Source organism: Limoniibacter endophyticus (assembly GCF_014652835.1).
In the GTDB taxonomy this organism is placed as follows: Bacteria; Pseudomonadota; Alphaproteobacteria; order Rhizobiales; family Rhizobiaceae; genus Limoniibacter; species Limoniibacter endophyticus.
The window spans coordinates 98,016-121,931 of record NZ_BMZO01000010.1 but is presented as its reverse complement, the minus strand read 5'-3'; the positions used below and the strand labels follow the sequence as shown (position 1 = coordinate 121,931).

Below are 23,916 nucleotides of genomic sequence, written 5' to 3'. Positions count from 1 at the left end.
TTGCAGCAACAATGACCAGGAGACTAAGATGAGCTTGCATCAAGGCGTAACCGAGAAACCTCGCCCCCGCATCAGCCCGGACAACAAGCCATTCTGGGATGCCTGTCAGGAAGAAAAACTGGTCCTGCCCTTCTGCGAAGATTGCGGCAAGCCCCATCTTGTCCCGGGGCCTGTCTGCCCGTTCTGCTTCAGTGATCGGCTGCAATGGCGAGAAGCTACCGGACGCGGCACGATTTCGACATTCGTCATTGTGCACAAGGTCTGGTTTCCGGCTTTTGCCGCTGATGTGCCATACAATGTCGTGCAGGTGGAGCTGGAGGAAGGCCCGCGTCTCACCGCGAAGCTGGTTGGAGAAGGCAGCCAGTCTCCTGCCGTGGGAGATAAGGTTCAGGTCGCGTTCCAGAAGATCGATGACGACCTAACCCTTCCTTGCTTCAGGAAGATATAATTAGCCCCAGATCGTTTCCTTCAGCCCGCTCACCCCGCATTCGCAGCGCAGAACAGCGCCCGCCCAGGGTTCTTTTGCCAATTCTTCGGGCGAAAGACGGAAAGTTGCTGTCGTCAAATAGATGGTTTTCAGATCCGGACCACCAAAAGCCAAATGTGCAGGACGCGAGACGGGCGTCTCGATAATCTGATCGACACTTCCGTCAGGTGCGAAACGCACGATGCAACCACCGCCGAAGCGGGCATTCCAGACATAACCTTCGGCATCAACGCTGGAGCCATCGACATCGCCCGGAAGATCCGCGGTCTCCGCAAAGACCCGCCTGTTGGAAATCGCTCCTTCGGTCAGATCATAATCATACGCGAATATAGTATTGGAATGACTATCTCCCATATAAAACGTGCTGCCATCAGGACTCCAGCAGATCGAGTTCGGCAACCATATGTCCTCGTCTTGCAGCAAGACGACACGCTCGTCCGGATCGATACGCCATAGCTTACCAGTTGCGCCTGAGAGCCGTTTGTTCATGCTGCCTATCAGAAACCGGCCACGCGGATCGGTACGCCCATCATTGAGAATGTTATCGGGCATGTCGGTTTCCGGCTCGGCAAGACGGAGAAATTCGCCCGTTCGCGGGATCCACCTGCCGATGCCGCCTCGTCCGCCGGTTAGAACGTCATCCCCTTTGGTTAACGCGTAGGCTCCAAGCTTTTCGGGAGGGGTGAAGCTCTCCACCTCGCCGCTTACCGGATCAAGACGATGCAGCGCCGGCTTGAAGATATCTATCCAGCTTAGTCGCTGGATGCGATGGTCCCATAGCGGCACCTCGCCGATAATATCCAGCGTTTGTGCCGCTATTTCGAAATCCCCAATTTTGACAGGCATCGCTTTCTCCGTTGAGAAATCCAGACCGACGCCTGTTGTTTGCAAGCGTCGATCCTGAACATTTACGGTCTAGCCGCCGCTCGGCCAGATCGGTTCAGCAAGCGCCGACTCCGGTGGATAGATCGGAACCGGTTCCCCCGCCTGCCACTGCACAATAATCAGGTTGGCGCGAGTATTGTGGCCCGCCTCGTCGAACTTGATGCCAGACCCCGGATAGAAGGCCGCCGGACCATCGGACCCTTCCAAATCGACCGAGCGCAACGCTTCGGCAACTTTCCTCTTGTCCGCCTCCTTCGCCTGTTCCAGCGCATAGGCCATCAGCTGGATATCGCCATAGGCTGAAATCGAGTCCTGCGTCATCCACGGCTCACCGGTTTCTTCCTTGAAACGCTGAATAATCTCTTCCTGCCCTTTGGCACCCCAATTGCCGACGACCGTCATCACGCCTTCAAGCAATTCCGCTCCCACATTCTTCAGGAGTTCCGGTGCACCCATATGCGCGCCAGAAGAGATGATCGGCATGCGCCCGCCGCCGAGATTGAACTCGTTGACCTTCTCAAGGAGCAACTTATCGTCGGGAACGGCAGTTCCCAGCATGATCAGAAAGTTGGGACGGTGCGAGCGTGCCTGCTGAACCAGTGCCGTTGCATCCGCCAGAGGTGGCGTGAAGGTCTGGTCAAATTTCAATTCTATACCCAGTTCCTTCAAAGCACCCTCGCGGATGGGTTTGGCGAAACTGGTTGAGGAGGCCGTGTTGTCGGAAATGATGCCCGTCGTCATTGGCTTGGCGCCGGCCGTCTCAGCCACCTTCATCAAGGCCGGCATGGCGGTCTGTGCCTGGATCACACCTGTGGGTGGCAGCTGGAAGATGTATTTGAACCCACGAGAGGTGATCTGATCCGAATAGGACAGTGTCAACATCGGCAGTTCTGCACGTTCAGTCACTTCCGATACCGAAAGTGTAAACGATGAGAGCCAAGCACCGGTCACGGCAACCAGGTCAGGATATTGCGACACCATCCGCTGGGCCGCATTCTTGGCCTTTTCGGCGGTATCGCCCGTGTCCACCTCGACAAGTTCGAGCTTGGCTCCCCCAAGGCTTTTGATGCCCCCGGCGTCGTTAACATCCTTAATGGCCAGCCGTGCACCTTTGAGCATCAGATCGCCCTGTCGCGCCCAGGGACCCGACATAGGGGCTATTAGCCCTACCTTGACGGTCTTCTCCGCGTCCTGCGCCATTAGTATTGCCGGAGATGTGCCGAGAGCGCCGAGGGCCACCGTGGCTGCTAGCGCTGTCGTAAGCATGCGTCTGCGTGTGAACATGGTTTCCTCCCAGTTACAATTCAGCATTCATGTCACGGCATATCCTCACATGCCGAGATAGGCCTGACGGACACGATCGTCCGACAAGAGTTCTGATTGTTTTCCCTCCAGAACGACGCGTCCCGTCTCGATTACATAACCCCGATCACAGGACTCCAGGGCTTCCACGGCCCGCTGCTCAACCAGAAGCACTGAGACGTTCTTAGCCGCTCGGATGTCAACCACCGCTTCGAAGATCGAATCCGCTACGGTGGGCGCAAGCCCCATGGATGGCTCATCAAGCATCAGGAGCTTTGGTGAGGAAGCTAATCCCCGTCCGATGGCCAGCATCTGCTGCTGGCCTCCGGACAGAGTACCCGCCTGTTGCTTACGGCGTTCCTTGAGGATCGGGAAAAGGTTGACGATGTAATCGAAATTCTCCTTCCAGTCCCGGCGGCCCGCTTTTGTGTAGGCCCCCATTTGGAGATTTTCTTCGACTGTCAGATTAGGAAAAACTTGCCGCCCCTCTGGAACATGAGCAATTCCCAGATGCGGTCGCTCATGTGGCGGCACCCTTCCCAGGTCTCGACCGCCAAACCGGATTTGCCCGGCCTTGTTCGGGACCGTTCCGGCAATTACCTTGAAGAGCGTGGTTTTGCCGGCTCCATTGGGACCGACTACCGACACGAACTCGCCCGGTTTGACCAAAAGCGAGACGCCTGACAACGCTTTCACGCCGCCATAGGCGGCTTCGATATTGCTGATTTCAAGCACGTTCCCGCCACCTTTTTCCCAGATACGCCTCAATAACGGCCGGCTCACGGATCACGTCTTGCGGCCTGCCCTCAACGAGCAACGCACCATGATCGAGCACGACGAAATGATCGGCCAGTTGCAGCATTGCCTGCATGGTGTGCTCGATGATGATGATGGTGATGCCTGACTTGGTCAGGCGCTTGAGAACACCGATCATCTCGGCCACTTCGGTAGAGCCAAGGCCTGCCAGAATTTCATCGAGAAAAAGAATGCGTGGGCGCCCTGCCAGCGCGCGTGCCAGCTCCATCAGGCGCTGCTCCATGCCCGTCAGGCCGTCGGCTATGCGGTCGTGATTGTTTTCCAAGCCAACAAGATCGAGCGCCTGGCGTGCGTTTGTGAGCGCCTCAGCGTCAGTATCGGCCCCAACGAATGCGCCGACAAGCACATTGTCCAGGATCGAAAGCCGCGTGAACGGACGTGCGACCTGAAAAGTTCGACCGATGCCACGCTTGCAGATCGCGCTCGGCTGGAGTCCCGCAATGTTCTCGCCTTCGTAGATGACTTCGCCGGAACTGGGCGCATAAAAGCCGTTAAGAACGTTGAACAAGGTCGTCTTGCCGGCACCATTTGGGCCTATAATGCCGACGATGCGCCCCTCCGTAACTGTGAAGGAGACGTCCTGCACCGCCTTCAGCCCGCCAAAGGACTTTGACAAATTGCGGACTTCAAGAATGATCTTACCTGCCGCAGCTTCTTCCATATCCTCGACCTTGAAGACATCGGATACCAGATTGTTGGCAAGAGGTTCGACATTAGGCAAAGCAGGGCCATTTGCCGGTGTGTCACGGTTCGTCCGTTTGCGCAGCAAATCCCGCACCTTCCAGTAAATACCCTCAGGTGCCAGAAGAATAACGAGCACGATGGCAACACCGAACACCACGCCCTGAATGCCCGGAAGAACATTTCCGAGCTCCGCATGCAGGGTTTCCGACAACGGGATGAGAATTGAAGCGCCAATGACCGGGCCCCAGACCGTGCCAATGCCGCCGAACAAAGCAACGATGAGCGCCTGTGCCGAGGTAAGCATGGAGAACACGCTAGGGGGTGTCACGACGATGAGCAGGATGGCATAAAAACCACCTATCATGCCGGCGATGGCACCAGAAACTGCAATTGCCCGCAGCTTCCACTTTCGTGTTTCGATACCGGCTGCTTCAGCCGCTAACTCGTTTTGCTTGATCGCCAGAAGCGACATGCCGAAGCGGGAGGTTTCGATTTTGCGTGAGATGTAGATCGCAGCGACCAACATAGCCAGTACGATCAAGCAATAGATGCGCGTGTCGCTGAATTGCATGTAGAGGATTGGATTTTCGCGCTTCATCGGCAGCGCTACTTCCTGATACCCCATCCACTCGAAGACATATAGCAGCGCGAGCGGATAGGCGAGCATGGCAAGAGCAAAGTAGTGCCCGCGCAGCCGAAAAGTGGGTAAACCCACGATGATGCCGGCGACAGCCCCAACCACTGCTGCCAGAGGCAGGCCGATCCAGGGCGTCAGGTCGAAATGCACCAGCGACAGAATGACGGTATAGGCACCAAGTCCAAAGAAAGCAGCGTGCCCGAAGGAGACGAGGCCTGAATAGCCTGAAAGAATATTCCAGGAAATTCCCATGATTGCCCAGACGCCGACCAAGGCCAGCATGAGTTGGTAATAACGATCCGGTGCCATGAAAACCAGCGCCAGATAGACCAGGCTGAGTAGCCCGATCGTTACCATTGTATTGCGTGTCGATTTTTGATCATTCATCAGACTCGCTCCACATTGGTGCCGAACAGGCCCTGCGGACGGAAGAAGATGACTAGAAGAAATACGGCGAAGATCGCGGTGTTTTGCAGTTGGATTGGCAGCAGTAGCGTCGACAGCTGTTGTACAAGGCCAATGGTCATGCCACCCCAGAAGGCACCTATAATCGAGCCAAGGCCCCCGAGCACGACTCCCGCATACATAACGATGACGAATTCAAGTCCGACATACGGTTGAAAGGGATAATACATCGCAACGAGACCGCCGCTTATGGCCGTCACAGCCGTGCCTATACCGAATGCGATGCGATGCGCCTTATCGACATTTACCCCCATGTAAAGTGCTGCCTCCGGGTTGTCTGCGGAAGCACGTAACGCTTTGCCGAGACGGGACCGCGTCACAAACATGAAAAGACCGACGGCAACCACCACCGAGACGATTGCACCGACCGCACGTGCCTTGTTGACGAAGATGGAGACGAAATCTCCCCAAAACGGTCCAAGCTCCCACGCGCTGGACGACATGGGTGTGCGCATCGACACAGGTTCGGAACCGAACGTGATCAGGCCGCCATTCTGGAGAATGAGGGCGATACCGAGCGTCAAAATAAGCTGCGCATAGTGGCCCGCCCCCTCGGTCGCCGCGACTTTCACCCCGGTTACTCTCGAAACCAGAAACTGGTGCAGAAAATACCCAATCACGAAGAGAATGGGGCCCGTCAGGACAGCTGCCACCACCGGCCCAAAATAGGGACCGAGAAAAGCCAGAACTCCGAAACCGGCGAACAGATACCACGCGGAATACATGCCGAGCATCATCAGGTCGCCCTGCGCGAAATTGATTACCCGCATGATCCCGAAGATCATGCCAAGCCCCGTACACATGAGACCATAGAGGCAACCGACCATCAGACCTGCTGCAAGTGCTTGCAGGAAATTTTCCGCCATCATCATGCCGGGTGTCATCATCGGACAACCCTCCACGAAAACGGGCCGGTTACGTTCGCCAAGATCTGGCGAGGCGGAAACATAGGCATGGCATGTTCCTCCCACTGCACAATTATTTGTCAGTTCTCCCGAGTGCAGAGTTTCAAGTCCGGAGCCGGGAAACAACGTCCTCCAGACGCATACCTGCTATAGTCTTCGCCTACTTATCGCGTTCACCAACCTTGCCGTCCGCAATCTGAAGAACCGCGGCGTGGATCGGGTCAGGTATCTCGATAAAATTCATGCTCTTTTGCGCATCTCGGTCAGCACGCGAACGATCGAAAGGCATACGCACCGGATCGTTCGGGTCGGCAGGCCGTGTTTCACGCACCAGCTCCGAGTAAGCTGCCACCTCGCGTTTGAATGCATCAAGCGGAGTGAGAAGATCAGGTTTGACGGCGATCGCCAGATAACCGAAGCCCTCCAGTTCACCAGGCATCATCGGTGAGCCGGCCAGCATTCCGAGTAGGTGCACGACAAGCGCCAAGCCGCTGCCGCGATGTCCACCCCATGGGGTAAAGGCTCCGGCAAGCGCTGTTTCCGGGTCGGTTGTCGGCCGCCCATCCGGCCCAAAGGCAGTGCCGTCCGGCAAGGGTCTGCCCAATCGCTTGGCGAGTACCGCCTGGGCATGGATGATAGAAGAGGTGCCAATGTCCCAGATCACCGGCTTATCGGCACTTGGGAAACCGAAGCAGATCGGATTGGTGCCGAAGCGCCCTTCTGTGCCTCCATGCGGTGCGACCCAGGGGGAAGCGTTGGAGGCAATCATGACGACGAGATCGCGCGCCACCACCTGTTCGGCATAATAAGAAAGCATTCCGGTGTACCAGGTATCGCTGGCACCGACGATGGCAATGCCACCAGCAGAGGCCTTTTCTATGGCAATCTCGGTGGCCCGCTGCGCGACAAGGTAGCCCAGATTGTCTGCTCCATCGAGACGAGCCGAGACCGGCGTCTCCTGCATGATGGAAATCGCGCGATTTGAAAGACCTTTGCGCGCAAGGTGATCCGCAATGCTGAGGATACGTGAAAAGCCTGCATAGGTGAGGCCTCGTAGTTCGCTGTCGATCAGATGATCCGTAGCGATTTTCGCTTGGCTTTGGGTGTAACCCAACGCAACCATGACATTTTGTGCCAGGGACGTAGCGTCGGAAATAGTCAGGCGCATGTGGTTCCTCCCGCTCGGAAGGTTGTGCGGGCCCTCAATTATACGGCAGCGCCAACGATCCGTTTTCAGGGCGAGGTTACCATGAAAGCTTTTTTGCGCTGCTGCGCGCGCAGGCAAACCAGCTATACGTCTGACAGCGCAAGGACCGGCGCAAATAGGTCGGGATACTGTATCGCGGCCGCCCAGCAAGCTTTACCGCCTAATTATGTTGTGGCAAATGTTAAATACGTTAACAATCGAACGAGCGTACATTGGCCGGGAAAGCTTTGACATTAACGAGTAGTGCGCGCGCGGTCTTCAAGCATCTTGCCTTCGAAGGGGCCTCTACCCGCCCCCAGATCGGTGCGGCGCTCGACCTGTCCCGCCCCACCATGTCCGCCGCAGTAACGGAGCTGGAAAAGTTAGATCTCGTCAAAACTATTGGCGTGGTCAGCGGAACGACTGGGCGGAAGGCTGCGAAATACCGGGTCGGTCGCGGCGCAGGACATGTTATCGCCGTCGATGCGGGCTCGACGCACGTTCGCCTGCGCGTTTCTACGCTTGATCGTAGACTTCTTCTCAGCAGAACCTATAGGCTTTCGGAAAATCAGGTCATGCTGAGTGAAGACATCAGCCGCGCTGTCGCTGGCGAAGTCGCCGCGGCATTGGCCGAAACGAATGAGGAATGGGGGCCGCTGCGGACGTTCGGCATAGCATTACCATCACGCGTGGTTAGCTCGCCGGGCGACGTTGTTTCCACCGGGCAGAACCGAATCTTCTCGCATTTCACACCACCGGAAGATGTCGACATTCTTCTTGAGAACAATGTGAACTGCGCCGCTGTGGCAGAGCATCTGCATGGTGCTGCACTGGGAACATCCACGTTCGCCTACATCCAGATCGGCTTTAAAATCGGGATGGGGTTGATGCTTTCAGGGCACTTGATCCGAGGACGCAATGGCGCTGCTGGTGAAATCGGCCATCTACCCTACCCTGTTGGCCCTTCGATGCAGCCCATTGCGGGAGAAGTCGAGCGTTACCTGGGAACCGAGGCTTTCATGGCCCGCGTTCAATCGAACTGGAACGATGGCAATACCCTCGCCCCTGGAGATACGGCGCAACTTCTCTACCTTGCGGCGGATGGTAACGAAGAAGCAATTCGTCACGTTGCTCGTCATGCGGCTGACATTGGCGCAGTGGTGGCCGCCTGCGTCAGCGTCGTCGATCCAGGTCTAGTTGTCTTAGGCGGCGGCTACGGTTCGTCGCCACTACTTGCACCGCGTGTCCAACAGGTTGCATCGCAACTATCCTACCCCGTCGAAATCGTCAGCAGTCCTTTGGGGTCGGAAGCCACAGTGCTCGGCATCGAAAAGCTCGCAATCGACTCGTCGCTTGCAAAGCTGGTCGGCTAGCAGATCAAACACATTGGAGCGGTTTTTCATCACAAGCCTATTGTGGCACCCAAATTTGTTTGTTAAGTTGCCTAACACATAAGAATGTAGGCTGGCGACCCACGCTGGCACGGGAACTGAAATCAGAGGAGGGGCAGCTATGCTCAAGAATGGCATGTTTGTGCGCGGTGTCTGCGCAGCCGCTATGATGACGGGTTTTGCTATGTCGTCTGCCAGTGCGCAGACGCTCGATTATTGGGTTTATTCCGATTTTGCCCAAGGTGATGCTGGCGAGATGCAACGCGAATTTATCACCGAGTTTACGAAGAAACATCCGGACGCAACCATCAATATAAGCGGCCGCGGTGATGATGATCTCACGGCTGGTCAGGTCGCCGGTGCGGCAAGTGGCAATACTCCAGATGTTTTCATGAACTCGTTGTGGGTTGGCGCACAGCTTGTTGATGTGGGAGCACTGGACAACGTCTACGACAAGTGGATGGCGATGCCTGAAGAGTTTCGCGCGCAGTTCGATCCGGAAGCCATCAAGAAGTGTATGCCGGAACCCGATAAGCTTTATTGCCTTCCCTATACTGGTTACGGGTCTTTGATGTTCCGCAATTTGAACGTCCTCGAGAAAGCCGGTATCGATACTTCCAAGCCGCCTGCAACCTGGGCTGAATGGCTTGAGCAGATGAAGAAGGTCAAGGAAGCCGGTGCCTATGCCATTCCAGACCAGACATTAATCTTCAATTCGGTCGCCGAAATGTATGGCGTCGCCGGAGACAATTCCGTCTGGGGTATCGACTGGGCCAACCGCAAAACCAAGATCGACGTACCCACGATGACAAAAGTGCTCGAGATGTTCGTGGAGCTTAAACCTCTGACGAGCGGTACGAGCCGTAATGATCAGGCTACGCGCGACCTGTTCATCTCTGATCAGTTGGCGTTTCATACGATCGGTCCATGGGTCAACCCCACGTATGAGCAGGCCGCAAAGAATGGCAAGCTCAAGTATGATTTCGTGCTTGTCCCAGGAATCAGCGAGGGAAAGCACGGAGGCATCCAAAACTATGAGTTCATCGGCGTCGCCCCAGGTCCCAACCGAGACATAGCCTGGGAATTCGCAGCCTACGTTGCGGAACAGAACCAGATGAAGCGCTGGGCACTCCTTCTGTCGCGCTTCAACTCGAACTCGGCTGCAATGACCGATCCGGAAGTCAACGCATTGCCTCTGATCGCGAAATCGGTCGAAGCGGTAAAAAATACACTGGACGTTCAGCCCCCTTACTTCGTTGGTTCGGTTCCAAATTGCTATCTCTCGACGGTAGTCGACTACGCTGCCGCAACTGCGGATGGCGAGTACACGCCCGCCGAAGGGGCCGAGGAGATGATCAGCGAACTGAACGAATGCCTCGCTGAATAATCGCAATATCCAACTGCATGGGGCGGCCGTCTAGTATCGGCTGCCCCTCGGGACAGTATTCATGCGAACACACCGGTTGACCTTGCACTACATGATGATCGCGCCGTTCATCATATTGTTTGCGGCCTTTTTCCTGTACCCTATCATGAGTGGTCTGTTTTACAGCTTTCACAGCTGGAATGCGGCTCAACCGGCGCAGTTTGTAGGTCTCGCGAATTACGAGCGGATTTTCAATTCGCGCGATTTCGAGCGTGCGGCGGGAAATCTCGCGCTTTATATTTCGATCACAGTGCCGGTCGGCATCACCATCGCGTTTCTTCTCGCCGTGCTTGTTGACAGCTTCACCGGTCGCTGGGCCAACTTCTTCCGCAGTGCCTATTTTCTTCCGGTCGCCCTACCGGCCTTTCTTGCGGCAACGATCTGGCGCTGGATCTATGCACCGAGCTTCGGCTTGCTGAACATGATCCTCAGCTGGTTCGGCATTCCATCGATCAATTTTCTCAATGACACCGGGACAATGATCTATGCCCTGATCGCCGTGGATGTCTGGGTGTCGGCGGGCTTCAACATGGTAATCATTCTCGCAGGCCTGAAGAATATTCCGAGCGAGCTTTATGAAGCGGCCCGCCTCGACGGCGCCAACAAAATGCAGCAGGTCATACACGTCACCATCCCGATGCTCGGACCAGTGCTATTCTTCGTGCTGACCTATGGCCTGATCTCGGCAATGCAGGTTTTCGACACTCCGTGGCTGCTGACCGGTTCGTCGTTCGGTTCCTACGGCGGACGCCGAAACGCGCTGCTCTTTCCGGTTATGGACATGATGGGGCGCGGCTTCGGCTCTGTGAACTTCGGCGAGGCAGCAGCATATGGCTTTCTGCTGACGATTGCGATCATCACAATCACTTTCATCATGTTTGGACTACGTACGTGGTGGAGCCGCCGATGACCCTGACAATGAACAAAAACTCCGCTCGAAAACACCGTTCCAGGCCCCGCGTTACCGTCTGGCAAATCCTGCGATGGACCGTGGCCATTTCAGTTGCGATTATCGCGATCTTTCCAATCTGGTGGATGATCAATGTCGTGTTCGCTGTTCCAGGCGAGCCAGTTTCGATCAATCCGCGCCTGTTCCCAACTTCGTTCAGCGCAGGTGTGGACAAGATCCGCACCGTACTCACCGAAACGCAGTATTTTCGCGCTTATCTTATCTCGATCCTATATGCAGGCCTTACAATTCTAGGGGTTCTTCTTTTCGGATCCATGGCTGCTTTCGAGTTCGCTCTTTTCGAATTCCGCGGCAAACGCATCCTGTTTGCGATCATCATGCTGTCCCTGATGGTGCCGACAGCGGTTACGATCATCCCGACATATCTTCTGACGGCCAGACTAGGCTGGATCAACACGATGCAAGGTTTGGTTGTTCCGGGGCTGGCATCAGCATTCGGCCTGTTCATGCTCGTGCAGTTCATGAAATCCATTCCGCGCGACATGATCGAGGCCGCCCGTCTCGATGGGGCCGGCCACTTTGCGATCTACTGGCATATCGTTTTACCGCTATCTCGCAATGCCTTGATAACCCTGGCTATTCTGACATTCATCCAGACCTGGGGCAATTACATGTGGCCACTCATCGTAGCACCAGACCCAAAAATGTACACTGTCGGCCAGGTCGTCGGTCTCTTCAACGCCCCGCTCTCACATCTCACCGTCGACATCGTTATGACGGCGAATCTTCTGGCAGCCGTCCCGCCACTGATTTTCTTCCTCTTGTTCCAACGCAAGATCGTCGAAGGCGTCGCGATGTCCGGTTCAAAGGGATAGTTACAGGTAACCTCATGGCTTTTCTCGATATCTCCTCCCTTTCCAAAACCTATGGCACCGTCAATGTGCTTGAAAATGTCAACCTTGAGATCGAGCAGGGTGAGTTCGTCGTCTTCGTCGGACCATCAGGCTGCGGTAAGTCGACGCTTCTTCGCATGATAAGCGGGCTGGAAGCGATTTCATCCGGCGAAATTTCAATCGCCGGTCAAGTGGTAAATGACATCGAGCCCGCGCAGCGCGGCACGGCGATGGTTTTCCAATCCTATGCGCTCTATCCGCATATGACCGTGCGGGACAATATCTCTTTCAGCTTGCGCATGGCACGAAAGCCGAAGGCCTTCATCAATGAACGTGTCGCAAAGGCCGCCGCAATCCTGCGACTCGATGCACTTCTCGATCGCAAGCCAGGTCAGCTCTCCGGCGGCCAGAAGCAACGGGTCGCCATCGGGCGCGCAATTGTACGCGAACCCAAGGTATTCCTGTTCGATGAACCCCTTTCGAATCTGGACGCTGAACTACGCGTCCAGATGCGTACGGAACTGATGGACCTGCATAGCCGCCTCGGCACTACGATGATCTACGTCACACATGATCAGGTAGAAGCCATGACCCTTGCCAACAAGATGGTGGTAATGAACGGTGGCCACATACAGCAGGCGGGGCACCCACTACATCTCTACGACGACCCGGACAACAAGTTCGTGGCAGGTTTCGTCGGCTCGCCGCGCATCAATTTTCTTCCATGCACGATCATGGAATCATCCGCCCACACAGTTCGCTTACTGATGGGCGATAGCACTGTCACCATTCCATTCCAAGGATTCGACAGCAGCGCGACCACTATGGTGGACATCGCCGTTCGTCCGCATCATCTGGACGTCTTGAGCGATGACAGTACAGTCCCTCCCGATCATTTCGTCATCGAAGGCGCGGTCACTTTTGCGGAGCAACTTGGCGATATCACCTATGTTCATTTGATACTGGACGATGGCACGAAGGTGATCATCCGCGGCAACCGCCACAACTATCTCGGCCAAACGAGACTTCGCGCCTGCGCCAGCGTAGCAAATGTCTTGCTGTTTGGCCCCGATGGCAATCGCATTCGGCCGAAATCAGATGCGTAAGATGATCTCGAGCGAAACAGCTCCCGGCATGAATATTCTCGGTATCGACATCGGCGGTACCAAAACACATTTACGCTTGCGAACCAGCGAGAGAACGGAAGATCTGGTCCGGCCTTCCAAAGATTGGCGCCGTCGCGACTGGGCCCAGGACGCACAGGCGCTGCTTGCACTCATCCGTGAATTTGCCGGAACCGCTACTCTGTCCGCCATCGGCATAGGCGCACATGGCTGCGACGATGATGACGAGTGCAAAGCTTTCGAAACCGAGTTCCGGAGGCGCTCCTCGGTTCCTATCAGCGTCGTCAACGACGCAGAGCTGATGCCACTCGCCCTGGGATTGCGCTATCAGATAGGAGTCGTTGCCGGAACGGGGTCGATAGCAGTCTGTCGGACGGCTGAAGGCAAAATGCAGGTCGCGGGCGGCTGGGGATGGGCGATTGGTGATGAAGGTAGCGCGGCTGCCATTGTTCGCGATGCGGCGCGTGCAGTTGCTCTTCACCTCGATCGAGGAGGCGGCCTTGACGAACCGCTCTGCACCGCTCTGATGAGCAGCCTTGCCGTGCCCTCGCCATCGCGGATGGGCAGCGTCCTCGCTGGCCTTGGCAGTGCGGCGGCCATCGGTGCTCACGCGCCTGCGGTTTTTGCAGCTGTTGATCAAGGATCTTCCCTGGCCGAACAAGTAATCAACGAAAATGGTGCTGCCCTCGCCGGCCTTGTGACACGCTTACGTTCACGCGGCGTTGACGCAGACCATGCCGTTGCCGGTGGTGGTGTAATCTCCTCCCAGCCGCGCCTCTGGCAAGCCTTCACCGAAGGATTAAAAGCACAAGGCCAAGCGAAGCTGACGGCACATCTATTCCAAGGCCCGCCAGTCGAGGGCGCCTGCCAACTCGCGCTCGATATCGCCCAGGCGGGGCTTCCCTCTCGACAGACATCCTTTTCTTCTCATTCATGACCCGAAAGGAAATTCCGTGAGCTATCGTTCCACCATTGCTCGTCAGCCTGAGGCGCTCGCTGACACTTATGCCGTCATTCGTGACGAACTTGCAAAGCTCGACTCCTCCTCGCTCGAAAAATCCGTCATTGGCATAACCGGAATTGGCGCGAGTTTTGCCGCAGCAGTCGTCGTTGCCGGCGAGCTGCAGACAAGAGGACGGCGCGCTTTCGCGATCCGTTCATGCGACATGTATGCGGGTCATGATCTGTGCGATGTTCTCATCGGCCTTTCACATCGAGGCCGGAGTGTAGAAACCGTCATTGCCCTGGAAAAGCTTCCTTCTGCTGAACGCGTGGCGGTTACCAACGATCCCGACAGCCCCCTTGCCAAAGTGTCCAACGTGCATCTTCGTCTCAATAATGGCGGCGACGCGACCCCGTCGAGCACTGGTTATACAGCGACTCTACTTGCAGCAGGCATGCTGATCGACAGGATCACCGGCGGGTCTACCGATTGGGAAACCGTCTCCGAGACGGCAAGCATCGTTCTAGCAGATGCAGCGACCAAAATGGCACGTCTTCGCACGCATTTTGCGGATCGCCGGGCTATAGACTGCGTCGGCGCGGGTTCATCGCTTGGTACCGCAGATGGCGCTTCACTCCTCATTCGGGAAGCTGCCCGCATCCCGGCGTCGGCCTACGATACACGCCATTACCTCCACGGGCCTATGGAGGCAATGGATCCGACAACGGGGGTCGTCATAATCGGCGCTGGTCGTGAAGTTGAGCTTGCTCGTCACCTCGATACAATCGGTTGCCCTTGTCTGCTGATTACGACTGCTTCTGACGTTGAAGACGGTGAAAAGCTCACTGTCGTTCGGGTCCCCGACATGAAGAACAATGTAGCACAGGCGATCATCGATATCCTGACAGCGCAGCTTTTCTCAGCCGAACTCTCGGATGCAGCAGGATTGACCGACGTCAAATTCCGATACCGCATGTCTGATACAAAGGTGGCAGCATAAGGGGTGCCGGGCAACGGCTAAATTGCCCGGCACCTTCTATCAGCTCTTCAATCGCAAAAGCGCGTTCTCGAAGGGAAGCCCTTCATCATCAGTTGCTCTGCGTGACACTTCCTGGAAACCGAGTGTCGTGTAGAACTGTACCGCTCGGTAGTTCAGCGTATAGACCTCCAAGGAAAGCTCGCCCTTGAGATCAAAGGCGTAGGAGATGAGCCTTCGTCCAATCCCCTCTTCCTGGTGATCCGGGGCAACGAATATCCCGCCGATAAAGGTATCGATCAAGCTGATGAAGCCAACGGGCTCGCGGCCGATACAGGCAACCCAGGTCTCGCTATTTGGCAAGTATTTTTCTTCTATCAACTGCCGTTGCTCCAATAGTCGCAGCTCACCTATAAACGGATGAGCAGCGAGAGAAGCATCCAGCCAAATATCAGACAGCTTGTCGACGTCCGTCGCCAAATCCAAGGCACGGATCACCAAATTCTGGTTCTTCATGAGAACTCCTAAGAAGATATGCAAAGACAACCAGCACCTTCGGTGCCAGGCGATACCGCTATATGCGGTTCAAGCTGAAGCCTCTGCGCATAAATCTCCTTCGAATTGGCCAAGTACCTATGTCTTTTTACATTGGCGCGTCAATGGATAAAACAATTCCCAGATGACCTGAAATCGACGTGATCCCAACAAGGGCCGCGACGCCTGTCAAAAAACGGTGACTTGCAGCCATTACTAAGACGGCTCAACGAATAGTTTCCTTCGAGGCCACATGTTAGATCTGAATGACCTGCGCCTGTTTGTCGGTATTGCGGAGCAGCAAGGGATCGTGAAGGCTGGTCGTGTCTTCAATCTTCCCAAATCCACTATGAGTCGCAGGCTTGCGGCGCTTGAGGATCAGGTCAAAGGCCTGCTCGTCATCCGCAACGGAGAGGAGTTTCGGCTGACGGCCCTGGGACGCGAACTCTACGAAATCGGTAAATCCATGACCGAGATCGCCCAGCTCGCGGATAATATCGTCAAGGACGGACAAACGCAGATAGGCGGAAAGGTCGAGCTAAGTATCTCGCCGATCGTGGGGGGCCTCGTGTCGACGGCCTGGGCGGGTCTGGGTGGCCCGTTTCAGGATCTGACCCTTACCCTCAACATCTCGGATCACTCTCTCGAAAGCTCTACGAGTTCAAACGACCTACATGTCATTGCCCATGCCTGGGAACTGCGCGATACAGCACTCGTTCAACGACGTATCTGCCGCAATCCGACGCTTCTGGTCGGGGTCCCAGCGATTTTGCCCGAAGCAGCAAGCTTTGACACCGGCGTGATCGATCTTGGCACTCGCCTCTTCACATTCGGACGCGACAGCGACCAATCGACGTTCATCTTCAAGCGGTTCAATGGGCAAACGCTCCTTCTCACGCAAAGGCCAAATCTCATCACGACCGACGTCGGGGCGTTGAGAACAATGGCGCTGGAAGGGCTGGGGCTGGCACTTCTACCGGAATTTGCAATACGTGACGATGTCCGGCACGGACGGCTGAAGGCCGCGCTTCCCGGATGGCTCGGTCCAGAGGTCACCTTTACGCTCCTGGCTCCCTCGCGTCGCCTGATGAACAAGACGCTCCGTCACGTTGCCGATACCATGGGCGAATTGATCAAGGATGCCGTCGTTCGAGACAAATTCATTTGCCGCGCGGCGGGTGTTCCAAATCGGGAACCACAAGTTCCCGCCCGGTCACGCGACCATGTTACAGGACTGTCATATCCGTCTCTTAGCCAAAGAGTGTCCACACCGAACAACCCGGTCACACCCATTGAGCCTGAACTGGCGGAAAGCGATCCTACCATGCTCCCTTCCCTCAAAGCCCTCGGGATTGCCGCGATGGCAACTGCGGGTTTCCCTCTCGTTGCAATCGCAGAAGATGCCCAGGGACCTCTTGTTCTCTACACGAATGACTTTGAAGGCGTAATCACTGACCGCTTTGAAGCCGACAGCGGGCGCCAGATTGACGTGGTACAAATGAGCGGCGGCGAAATTCTGGCCCGTATCGCAGCAGAAGCCAACAATCCGCAATGGGACGTGTTGATCTATAACGGCTCCTATAGCTTCCATAGTTTAGATCAGCAGGGTCTTCTGAAGCGGGACGTTTCACCCTCTAACATCGACAATCTCAATGAGATCGGATCGAAATATCTCCCGGACAATCGCTCCTGGTTTCCGATCGGCATGGCAGCATCTTGCGTGATGATCTATCGTCCGGATCTCCTTGAACAACCTCCCATCAATTATGCGGATCTTGCCGATCCGCGGTTCAAGGGCATGTTCGGCATGGCCGATCCGGCAGTTGCCGCGCCCGCCTATCCTTGCGTTGCTGAATTCTTCAATACGATGGGCTCCGAAAAGGCACAGGAACTCTTCAACAACTTCTTCGACAATGGCATGCGGGTATTCCGGACCAACGGCCCAGTTGGTCGTGCTCTCACGGCAGGCGAAGTTTCCGTTGCAATGATCACCTCGCAGGTCGCTTACACGCTGAAGGCTTCGAAGGAAGTTCCGGTGGAAATTGTCTGGCCGGAAGAAGGTGCGCCCGGTGTCGTCCGTGGCGTCGGCATTCAGGCGAAGACGCAGCGTCCTGAAGCCGCGCAGGAATTCGTGGAATGGCTGCTGAAGCCTGAAACACAGGCCTATCTGCAGGAAAAGGGTGAGTCCGATGGGCTTTTCGAGCCTACCGTCAAGGGCGCACCACGCCGGGCCGACGGTCCGCAGGATGGCCTCGTCTACCGCGTCGCTCCAGATGCATATGCCGTGAAACACGAAGCGGAAATCAAGACCTGGTTTGCCGATCGCGCTGTTAACTGACGGCAACCGCGGGACAAATCCCGACTGTTCTCAAGAGAATGATATGATCGACGTTTTTGTCCCCTTAAATCGAGGCGAGCGGGCAGCAGTCCGCTCGCGCATCCTGCCCCAGATCAGGGCTGACGACATCCTTGGCATGCTGGTCGTTGTTTCACTCATGGTGCTGATTCTCGCTCCACTTGCCACGGTTCTAATTCAGGCCTTTTTGCCCGGACTTTTCTCGCCGCAGGCCACAACATTCACTTTGAATGGCCTCCTCGAAATCTTCAATCGTCCGTTCTGGCGCGCGGCCCTCCAAAACTCGCTGTTTCTGGCGAGTGCCTCTGCATTGTTCGGCTGCTTTTTGGGGACTCTGCTTGCGATTCTTCGTCAATCGCCCGGGCTTCGCCTTGGCTGGACTCTCGATACCGCTGCCTGGGCGACCATCATCCTGCCATCCTTCATTCTCGCTCAAGGATGGAGTCTTTTCGGGAGTCGGGGCGGCCTTGCCGTCTCCTGGCTTGGCCTGGATTTCGTGCCGGCTGCCCTCTTCAGCCCGTGGGGGCTCGTTTTCATCATGAGCATCAAGGCAAGCCCCTATGCATATCTTACAGTACTTGCGGCACTGCAATGGAAGATGGATGATTTCACCCACGCCGCACGCCTCTGCGGCGCCTCGCCCCTGCGCGTTCTGGCCACCATCCGCATTCCCATGTTGCTTCCCGCGGTTTTATCAGGCGCGGTCCTGATTTTCATCGACGTATTGGGCGATTTCGGCTTACCGGCGGCGCTCGCCACGACATACCGTTTTCCGACCCTGACATATGCGATCTATGTAGCAATCAACCAGTCTCCCATCCGGTTTGACCTTGCGGGGGTGCTAGCCTTCTATGTAACCGCGATCATGCTGCTTGCGGTACTTGCCTATCTCTTCCTGGTGCGGCGGCGGCGCTACGATTTCCTCGGCGGAAAAGCACAACCCTTCCAACAGGAGAAATCGTCGCTCAATCTTTTTGTGAACGGTACTGCGCTGGCGGCAGTCCTGCTTCTTCTGATCATCCCAATCGGCTCCAGCGTGCTCGTGTCCTTCACCCATCGCATCAGCGCCGGCTTCCGAAGCGAGAATTTCACTCTGGACCATTACCGCTACGTATTGAGCACGGGCGGCGCCTTTATAACCGCGCTGCACAACTCGCTGGCGATCGCCGCCATTGCCGCCATCGGCAGCGCCTTGCTCGCGGCGGCCGCGTCCTACGTACTGATATTCTCGAAGTTCCGCCTCAACAAGCTGATCGACGTCACCTGCACATTGAGTCTTGCGGTTCCCGGCGTAGTGCTTGGCATCGGCTATATCTTTGTCTGGAACGCTCCCATCATGAGCGAATTTAATCTTTCGCTGTATGGTCGTCCGTCCATCCTCGTACTGGCGGGGATTGCAGGCGCGGTCCCCATTGCCATCCGTGTGCTGCTCGGCGCAATGGCACAGGTCCCAGAATCCATGCTTTCGGCGGCTGCACTCCAAGGAGCGGGCCTCACCCGGCGCATCGTCACAATTATCCTGCCACTAATTGCCGCGGCGCTGCTGTCCGCAACCTTAACTGCCTTCGGCTCCGCGGTCTTCGACCTCGCTATCAACTCGATCCTGCGCCCTCCCCGACTCGACGTCCTTCCGGTCTACGTCAACCGCGCTTTCGAACAGGGCCTTTTCGGGGCTGCCACTGCGGCCACCCTTATTGCCGGCTCCGCCACCATCGCAATCATCTTCATCCTGCGCACCGTGACATTGTTCGCCTTGCGGGCGCTGATCGCTTCTCCAAAGGCCTGATTTCCCATGCTTGAGATCCTGAACATCTCCCGTCGCTATGGAAAGAACATCGTCCTCGATGACCTGTCGCTCACGGTTCCCGAAGGGAAGGTTGCCTGTCTCGTTGGTCCCTCCGGCTGCGGCAAGTCTTCACTACTTCGACTGGTGGCTGGCCTGGACCGTCCCAGCGCCGGCGAAATCCGGTTGGGTGGCGCGGCAATCTCTACACCTGCGAAAGTGCTGGAACCCCAAAGGCGCGGCCTCAACATGGTTTTTCAGGATTACGCGCTTTGGCCGCATATGAATGTCGAGCGCATTGTCGGTTACGGGCTGAACCGCAAGACCAAGAAAGACCGCGCCCATCGTGTGCAGGAGCTTCTCGAGACCATGCAGATCGCCCAGCTGGCAAAACGCCTGCCGTCTCAAATTTCCGGTGGTCAGCAGCAGCGCGTCGCGATCGCACGCGCCCTGGCTACCAATCCGAATCTACTATTGTTCGATGAACCCTTGTCCAATCTCGATGTTCAACTGCGTCTCGAAATGCGGAAGGAATTTGCACGCCTGTTCCGCACGCTCGGCAAAACGGTACTCTATGTAACTCACGATCCTTTGGAGGCCAGCAGTTTCGCCGATATTCTGGTGGTATTGAAACAGGGACGCATCGAACAGATTGGCAATCCGCAAGACCTATTTGCCAAGCCTCGTTCGAAGTGGATCGCTGGCCTTGCCGGTTATGATAATCGTGTGCCTGCACAGATTGTCGGGGACGACAAAAATGGTCTGCTTTCAGCTATGGTAGGTCCTCAAAAAGTCATGCTTCCAGCGAGCGCAGACATAGGTTCAGGCTTTCGCGGCGAAGTCGTTCTGATGCTTCGCCCTGAGGCGGTTCTCGCCGACAGTATCAGCCCCGCATCTGAAGATGCGCTGCGCCTTCAAGGACACGTGCTGCAAAGTCTGTTCGAGGGTGGCAAGTGGCGCGTCGAGTTGGACCTTGGCGGCGGGAAAATGGCTGCGTTCATATTGAATGAGCGGCACGCGGCCGGCGCCGAAATCACGATCGAAATCGATCCGAAGGCCGTCCTGCTTTTCCGCCCCTGATCCCCCGCCCGAAATCGAAATGATCCGAGACCCCATGCCCAATCCGTACTCAACCCCATCCTTTATCAACGAAGCTTTTCGCGAATGGTACGTCTATTCGGGGACGCAATGTCTAGGGTATGTGCCGTTTTCCATTTCTGCCTTTCTGGTGCGCCAGGGCCTTCTCGTCGAAAATGGCACGCGTCTCGAATTATCCGGCAAACACGAAACAGCCCAAAATCTGTCTTGCAGATTGGAGGATGTTCGTGATGCCCTGTGCAGGGAAGGATTGATCGTCCCGCATCGTTGCGAAGCGATGGACGTCTGCTACAGCTCCACCAGCTCACCCATCGCCAAGGTTGATCGCAGCGCACTAAGAATTCTTGGGCTTTGGGCCACAAAAGTGCACGTGAACGGTTTTGTGAAAGACCTAAGCTCTGGCAGGGCATATATTTGGCTTTCACAACGTTCTGATGCAGCAAATGCCGCGCCAGGGCACTGGGACACCTTGGTTGCAGGCGGGAAAGCGAGCGGCGTAAGCATGTTGCAAACCGCAATCAAAGAAGGTTGGGAGGAAGCAGGCATAGCCGAAGAGCATATGAGACGCCTTGCCCCTCGCGGCCGAATTCCGGTGGTCTACTTTAGTAAGCAGGGCATGCACCGGGAGTTGCTTGTGTCTTATGACCTCTCCCTCCCCGCGGATTTCAAGCCCGAGTGCCACGATGGCGAAGTTCAGGATTTCCTGCGTATCGAAGCAACAAGACTGCGGATGGAAAGTGATCCCGCGTTGCCTATAAAGTTCAGCTCAAGGATGGTTCTCGATCATCATTTGAACGGGAATGCCCGCCGGCAGGAACAGCTTTCTCAGGATAATTTGACTTCCTTGCCAGCTAGCCAGATATCCTGAATTTCAAGATTTTCGCTGAGCGCAAGAATGTCGGCGCGAGCCCCCCTAGCGAACTTGCCATGCGTGGAGAGGCCGAGCATTGTCGCCGGAGCAAACGTTGCCATCTGCAAGGCGTCCTCGACTGCTACCCCGCACTTTTCCACCACGTAACGAATGCCCGAAATCATGTCGAGGTCGGATCCGGCAAGGGTTCCATCAAGAAGCGTCAAGCGTCCGTCCTCCCGACAGACCCTACGCCCGTTGAGTTCGAAACTGTCGGCATTATCACCGACCAATGACATTGCATCAGTAACCAGAGTAAGCCGGGAAATTGGTCCGTTGGCAAAGATCATCCGCAACGCCGCCGGGTGAACATGATGCCCGTCTGGAATTATGCCACAGAAAATCTCCGGGTTTTCCATCGCCGCTCCAATGAGCCCCGGCGCCCGATGCAGCATTGGCGCCATCGCGTTGAAGAGGTGAGTCACGGCGCGCGCGCCGGCGGCAAATGCCATTTTCGCGGCCTCGTAGTCGGCCGTTGTGTGACCGAGACTGACGATAACCCCTTTTGCGACAAGTTGGTGGATTTGATCGAGGCTCGTGTTTTCAGGGCCGAGGGTTATCAGAACACAGCCCATTCCCCCGGCGCTGTAAAGTTCGAGATCATCCTTAAGCATTGGCCGGATAAAGGACGGTTCATGAACGCCTTTTTTTTCGACCGCGATGTGCGGGCCCTCAAAATGAATACCGACAACGCCGTCCACCCCTTGAGAAACTGCGTCCCGGACCGCCTGTGCCGCAGCCCGCGTAATCTTGGGGTGGTCCGTAATAACGGTCGGAAGAAGAGCGGTCGTTCCATAGGACAGATGTGCTCTCGCAATACGCGAAATGCCATCTACCGTGGGATCCTCATTTAGAAGAACACCGCCGCCGCCATTTACCTGCCAGTCGATAAATCCTGGCGAAAGAATATCCGCACCGGTGTCAATTAGCGGAATGCCCGCTGGCAATGCGCCCCTATCGATCAAGTCGACAACGGCTCGGTCAATCAGCAGCGTCTTGTTTTCGTGAAATCGGCGGCCATCGAAAATACGACGTGCAGAAAAGGCGCGGCGATCAATCATAATGTTCTGGTCACTTTGTTTAGAAGAGCGGGCCGATCAGGGTCGAGGCCGAAACTTGCGGCCAATTGTTCCACCATAATGTAAAACGAGCTGATCTGGGAAATCACATCCAGCGCCGGATGTTTAGCCGGCGCGCATGGCAGATACTGCACTCTCTTATGCTTAAGGGAGATTTCGCTGGCCGGGTCGACGACGAAAACACGCGTGCCTACCTGCGCCAGTCGCTCGATCGCCGCAATCGTGCTGGCGCGACTGGCATCCCTGGCGAGAAAAACAAGCGCGATGAACCCGCCGCCGGCGAGTTGGATAGGACCGTGCAAAACTTCTGCTGATGAATAGCTTTCCGCATGAATTTGGCAAGTTTCCTTGAACTTGAGCGCCGCCTCCTGGGCAACAGAGAGACCAGGACCTCGTCCGATCACATAAAGCGATGTGCCGGGGGATAGAGTTTCGCGGAAAGCCCGCCAGTTGCATCGCAGTGCCTCGTCAAGTGTCGCAGGCAGCGACCCAAGTGCCGCAAGCAACGTCTCTTCCTGACAAAAATCGGCTATGAGCTTAGCGAGCGCGATCAGCGACATGACATAAGACTTTGTCGCAGCTACCGCTTTTTCCGGTCCCGCCCCGACGGAAAGAACATGGTCAGCCTCCATGCCAAGCGGCGTATCCAGATCATTGAGCAAGGCGATCGTCAACGCTCCGCCGGTCTTGGCCATTGCTTGTGTTGCGATGAGATCAGGGCTTTTGCCCGACTGCGATATGCTCAGGCAGACCGTACGTGTCAGCTTGAGCTGCCTGCCATACACGGAAGTAACCGAGGGGCCGAGGGACGCGACAGGGATTCCGGCCTCTATCTCAAACAGATACTTGAAATAGCTGGCTGCGTTGTCCGAGGACCCGCGCGCCACCGTAAGCAGAAGATGCGGGTCGAACGCGCGTAATCTCGACGCTGTTTTCGCAAATGTTCCGACTTGCCGCTCAAGAAGCGCCCTCGCCAGGCCAGGAATTTCCATTGTCTCGCGATGCATCAGTGTCGACATCTGTCTAACCGGAAATTAGGTCTGAAGGCATGGCACCATTGAAGACGATCAAGAGTTTTTGCACGGGCAAGCCTTTGCTGCGTTTTGGTAATCGATTACCGCTTATT

The 23,916-nt window shown here is 56.1% G+C and carries 21 protein-coding genes; 12 read left to right on the top strand and 9 right to left on the bottom strand.

Annotated elements, in window-relative coordinates:
• Positions 1-28: 28 nt before the first annotated feature.
• Positions 29-448: a Zn-ribbon domain-containing OB-fold protein gene (locus tag IE151_RS14905; protein WP_189491867.1), complete on the top strand. Its 420-nt coding sequence runs from the start codon at positions 29-31 to the stop codon at positions 446-448.
• Here the strand turns inward: IE151_RS14905 and IE151_RS14900 are convergent, their stop codons facing one another.
• From IE151_RS14900 to IE151_RS14875, 6 genes are all read right to left on the bottom strand, one after another.
• Positions 449-1,333, bottom strand: a complete 885-nt coding sequence (locus IE151_RS14900; protein ID WP_189491864.1) for an SMP-30/gluconolactonase/LRE family protein — start codon at positions 1,331-1,333, stop codon at positions 449-451.
• 69 nt (positions 1,334-1,402) lie between these two features.
• Entirely contained in the window at positions 1,403-2,656 is a 1,254-nt protein-coding gene (locus IE151_RS14895; protein ID WP_189491861.1) for an ABC transporter substrate-binding protein, read from the bottom strand.
• 45 nt (positions 2,657-2,701) lie between these two features.
• Positions 2,702-3,409 carry an ABC transporter ATP-binding protein gene (locus tag IE151_RS14890; protein WP_189491858.1) on the bottom strand — a complete coding sequence of 236 codons (708 nt, stop codon included), beginning with the start codon at positions 3,407-3,409 and terminating at the stop codon, positions 2,702-2,704.
• Entirely contained in the window at positions 3,402-5,198 is a 1,797-nt protein-coding gene (locus IE151_RS14885) for a branched-chain amino acid ABC transporter ATP-binding protein/permease (RefSeq protein WP_244636808.1), read from the bottom strand. Before IE151_RS14885 ends, IE151_RS14890 begins: the two co-directional genes overlap by 8 nt.
• Complete coding sequence (locus tag IE151_RS14880; RefSeq protein ID WP_244636806.1) at positions 5,198-6,163, bottom strand: branched-chain amino acid ABC transporter permease; 966 nt, start codon at positions 6,161-6,163, stop codon at positions 5,198-5,200. Before IE151_RS14880 ends, IE151_RS14885 begins: the two co-directional genes overlap by 1 nt.
• A 178-nt stretch (positions 6,164-6,341) precedes the next feature.
• Complete coding sequence (locus tag IE151_RS14875) at positions 6,342-7,349, bottom strand: Ldh family oxidoreductase (protein ID WP_189491855.1); 1,008 nt, start codon at positions 7,347-7,349, stop codon at positions 6,342-6,344.
• A gap of 266 nt (positions 7,350-7,615) precedes the next feature.
• Between IE151_RS14875 and IE151_RS14870 the strand changes: the two genes are divergently transcribed.
• The 7 genes from IE151_RS14870 (at position 7,616) to IE151_RS14840 (ending at position 15,054) form a co-directional block, all read left to right on the top strand.
• Entirely contained in the window at positions 7,616-8,740 is a 1,125-nt protein-coding gene (locus tag IE151_RS14870; protein WP_189491852.1) for an ROK family transcriptional regulator, read from the top strand.
• A gap of 139 nt (positions 8,741-8,879) precedes the next feature.
• Entirely contained in the window at positions 8,880-10,145 is a 1,266-nt protein-coding gene (locus tag IE151_RS14865; protein ID WP_210310898.1) for an ABC transporter substrate-binding protein, read from the top strand.
• Positions 10,146-10,206: 61 nt separating this feature from the next.
• Positions 10,207-11,094: a carbohydrate ABC transporter permease gene (locus IE151_RS14860; protein ID WP_189491849.1), complete on the top strand. Its 888-nt coding sequence runs from the start codon at positions 10,207-10,209 to the stop codon at positions 11,092-11,094.
• Positions 11,091-11,969, top strand: a complete 879-nt coding sequence (locus IE151_RS14855) for a carbohydrate ABC transporter permease (RefSeq protein WP_244636805.1) — start codon at positions 11,091-11,093, stop codon at positions 11,967-11,969. The genes IE151_RS14860 and IE151_RS14855 overlap by 4 nt, the downstream gene beginning before the upstream one ends.
• Before the next feature lie 14 nt (positions 11,970-11,983).
• A complete protein-coding gene (locus tag IE151_RS14850; RefSeq protein WP_189491845.1) occupies positions 11,984-13,093 on the top strand; it encodes an ABC transporter ATP-binding protein in 1,110 nt (369 codons plus the stop codon).
• Positions 13,086-14,048, top strand: a complete 963-nt coding sequence (locus IE151_RS14845) for an N-acetylglucosamine kinase (RefSeq protein ID WP_244636803.1) — start codon at positions 13,086-13,088, stop codon at positions 14,046-14,048. The genes IE151_RS14850 and IE151_RS14845 overlap by 8 nt, the downstream gene beginning before the upstream one ends.
• Before the next feature lie 16 nt (positions 14,049-14,064).
• On the top strand, positions 14,065-15,054 hold the full coding sequence (locus tag IE151_RS14840; protein WP_189491840.1) for an SIS domain-containing protein: 990 nt from the start codon (positions 14,065-14,067) through the stop codon (positions 15,052-15,054).
• A gap of 39 nt (positions 15,055-15,093) precedes the next feature.
• On the opposite strand, the gene IE151_RS14835 is transcribed toward IE151_RS14840, so the two are convergent.
• Positions 15,094-15,546, bottom strand: coding sequence for a GNAT family N-acetyltransferase (locus tag IE151_RS14835; protein ID WP_189491837.1), 453 nt, complete (start codon positions 15,544-15,546; stop codon positions 15,094-15,096).
• A 271-nt stretch (positions 15,547-15,817) separates the two neighbouring features.
• On the opposite strand from IE151_RS14835, the gene IE151_RS14830 reads away from it, so the two are divergent.
• Genes IE151_RS14830 through IE151_RS14815 form a run of 4 tightly spaced genes read left to right on the top strand, consistent with a single transcriptional unit; the run spans position 15,818 to position 21,669 of the window.
• Positions 15,818-17,902 (top strand): extracellular solute-binding protein, encoded by a 2,085-nt coding sequence (locus tag IE151_RS14830; protein WP_189491834.1) that lies wholly within the window; start codon positions 15,818-15,820, stop codon positions 17,900-17,902.
• A 43-nt stretch (positions 17,903-17,945) separates the two neighbouring features.
• Positions 17,946-19,706: an ABC transporter permease gene (locus tag IE151_RS14825; RefSeq protein ID WP_189491831.1), complete on the top strand. Its 1,761-nt coding sequence runs from the start codon at positions 17,946-17,948 to the stop codon at positions 19,704-19,706.
• A gap of 6 nt (positions 19,707-19,712) precedes the next feature.
• Positions 19,713-20,783, top strand: a complete 1,071-nt coding sequence (locus IE151_RS14820) for an ABC transporter ATP-binding protein (RefSeq protein ID WP_189491827.1) — start codon at positions 19,713-19,715, stop codon at positions 20,781-20,783.
• A 34-nt stretch (positions 20,784-20,817) separates the two neighbouring features.
• Positions 20,818-21,669: an NUDIX hydrolase gene (locus IE151_RS14815; protein ID WP_189491824.1), complete on the top strand. Its 852-nt coding sequence runs from the start codon at positions 20,818-20,820 to the stop codon at positions 21,667-21,669.
• Here IE151_RS14815 and nagA read toward each other — a convergent pair.
• Together nagA and IE151_RS14805 are read right to left on the bottom strand one after the other, a co-directional pair.
• Complete coding sequence (nagA, locus tag IE151_RS14810) at positions 21,627-22,772, bottom strand: N-acetylglucosamine-6-phosphate deacetylase (RefSeq protein WP_189491822.1); 1,146 nt, start codon at positions 22,770-22,772, stop codon at positions 21,627-21,629. The two genes, IE151_RS14815 and nagA, sit on opposite strands and share 43 nt — an antisense overlap.
• A complete protein-coding gene (locus tag IE151_RS14805; protein WP_189491819.1) occupies positions 22,769-23,809 on the bottom strand; it encodes an SIS domain-containing protein in 1,041 nt (346 codons plus the stop codon). Before IE151_RS14805 ends, nagA begins: the two co-directional genes overlap by 4 nt.
• Positions 23,810-23,916 lie beyond the last annotated feature (107 nt).

Excerpts from the sequence above, each read along its gene's own strand:
- IE151_RS14905 (WP_189491867.1), top strand. The coding sequence starts at position 29 with ATGAGCTTGCATCAAGGCGTAACCGAGAAACCTCGCCCCCGCATCAGC.
- IE151_RS14900 (WP_189491864.1), bottom strand. The coding sequence starts at position 1,333 with ATGCCTGTCAAAATTGGGGATTTCGAAATAGCGGCACAAACGCTGGAT.
- IE151_RS14895 (WP_189491861.1), bottom strand. The coding sequence starts at position 2,656 with ATGTTCACACGCAGACGCATGCTTACGACAGCGCTAGCAGCCACGGTG.
- IE151_RS14885 (WP_244636808.1), bottom strand. The coding sequence starts at position 5,198 with ATGAATGATCAAAAATCGACACGCAATACAATGGTAACGATCGGGCTA.
- IE151_RS14880 (WP_244636806.1), bottom strand. The coding sequence starts at position 6,163 with ATGATGACACCCGGCATGATGATGGCGGAAAATTTCCTGCAAGCACTT.
- IE151_RS14875 (WP_189491855.1), bottom strand. The coding sequence starts at position 7,349 with ATGCGCCTGACTATTTCCGACGCTACGTCCCTGGCACAAAATGTCATG.
- IE151_RS14865 (WP_210310898.1), top strand. The coding sequence starts at position 8,880 with ATGCTCAAGAATGGCATGTTTGTGCGCGGTGTCTGCGCAGCCGCTATG.
- IE151_RS14860 (WP_189491849.1), top strand. The coding sequence starts at position 10,207 with ATGCGAACACACCGGTTGACCTTGCACTACATGATGATCGCGCCGTTC.
- IE151_RS14855 (WP_244636805.1), top strand. The coding sequence starts at position 11,091 with ATGACCCTGACAATGAACAAAAACTCCGCTCGAAAACACCGTTCCAGG.
- IE151_RS14850 (WP_189491845.1), top strand. The coding sequence starts at position 11,984 with ATGGCTTTTCTCGATATCTCCTCCCTTTCCAAAACCTATGGCACCGTC.
- IE151_RS14845 (WP_244636803.1), top strand. The coding sequence starts at position 13,086 with ATGCGTAAGATGATCTCGAGCGAAACAGCTCCCGGCATGAATATTCTC.
- IE151_RS14835 (WP_189491837.1), bottom strand. The coding sequence starts at position 15,546 with ATGAAGAACCAGAATTTGGTGATCCGTGCCTTGGATTTGGCGACGGAC.
- IE151_RS14830 (WP_189491834.1), top strand. The coding sequence starts at position 15,818 with ATGTTAGATCTGAATGACCTGCGCCTGTTTGTCGGTATTGCGGAGCAG.
- IE151_RS14825 (WP_189491831.1), top strand. The coding sequence starts at position 17,946 with ATGATCGACGTTTTTGTCCCCTTAAATCGAGGCGAGCGGGCAGCAGTC.
- IE151_RS14820 (WP_189491827.1), top strand. The coding sequence starts at position 19,713 with ATGCTTGAGATCCTGAACATCTCCCGTCGCTATGGAAAGAACATCGTC.
- IE151_RS14815 (WP_189491824.1), top strand. The coding sequence starts at position 20,818 with ATGCCCAATCCGTACTCAACCCCATCCTTTATCAACGAAGCTTTTCGC.
- nagA (WP_189491822.1), bottom strand. The coding sequence starts at position 22,772 with ATGATTGATCGCCGCGCCTTTTCTGCACGTCGTATTTTCGATGGCCGC.
- IE151_RS14805 (WP_189491819.1), bottom strand. The coding sequence starts at position 23,809 with ATGTCGACACTGATGCATCGCGAGACAATGGAAATTCCTGGCCTGGCG.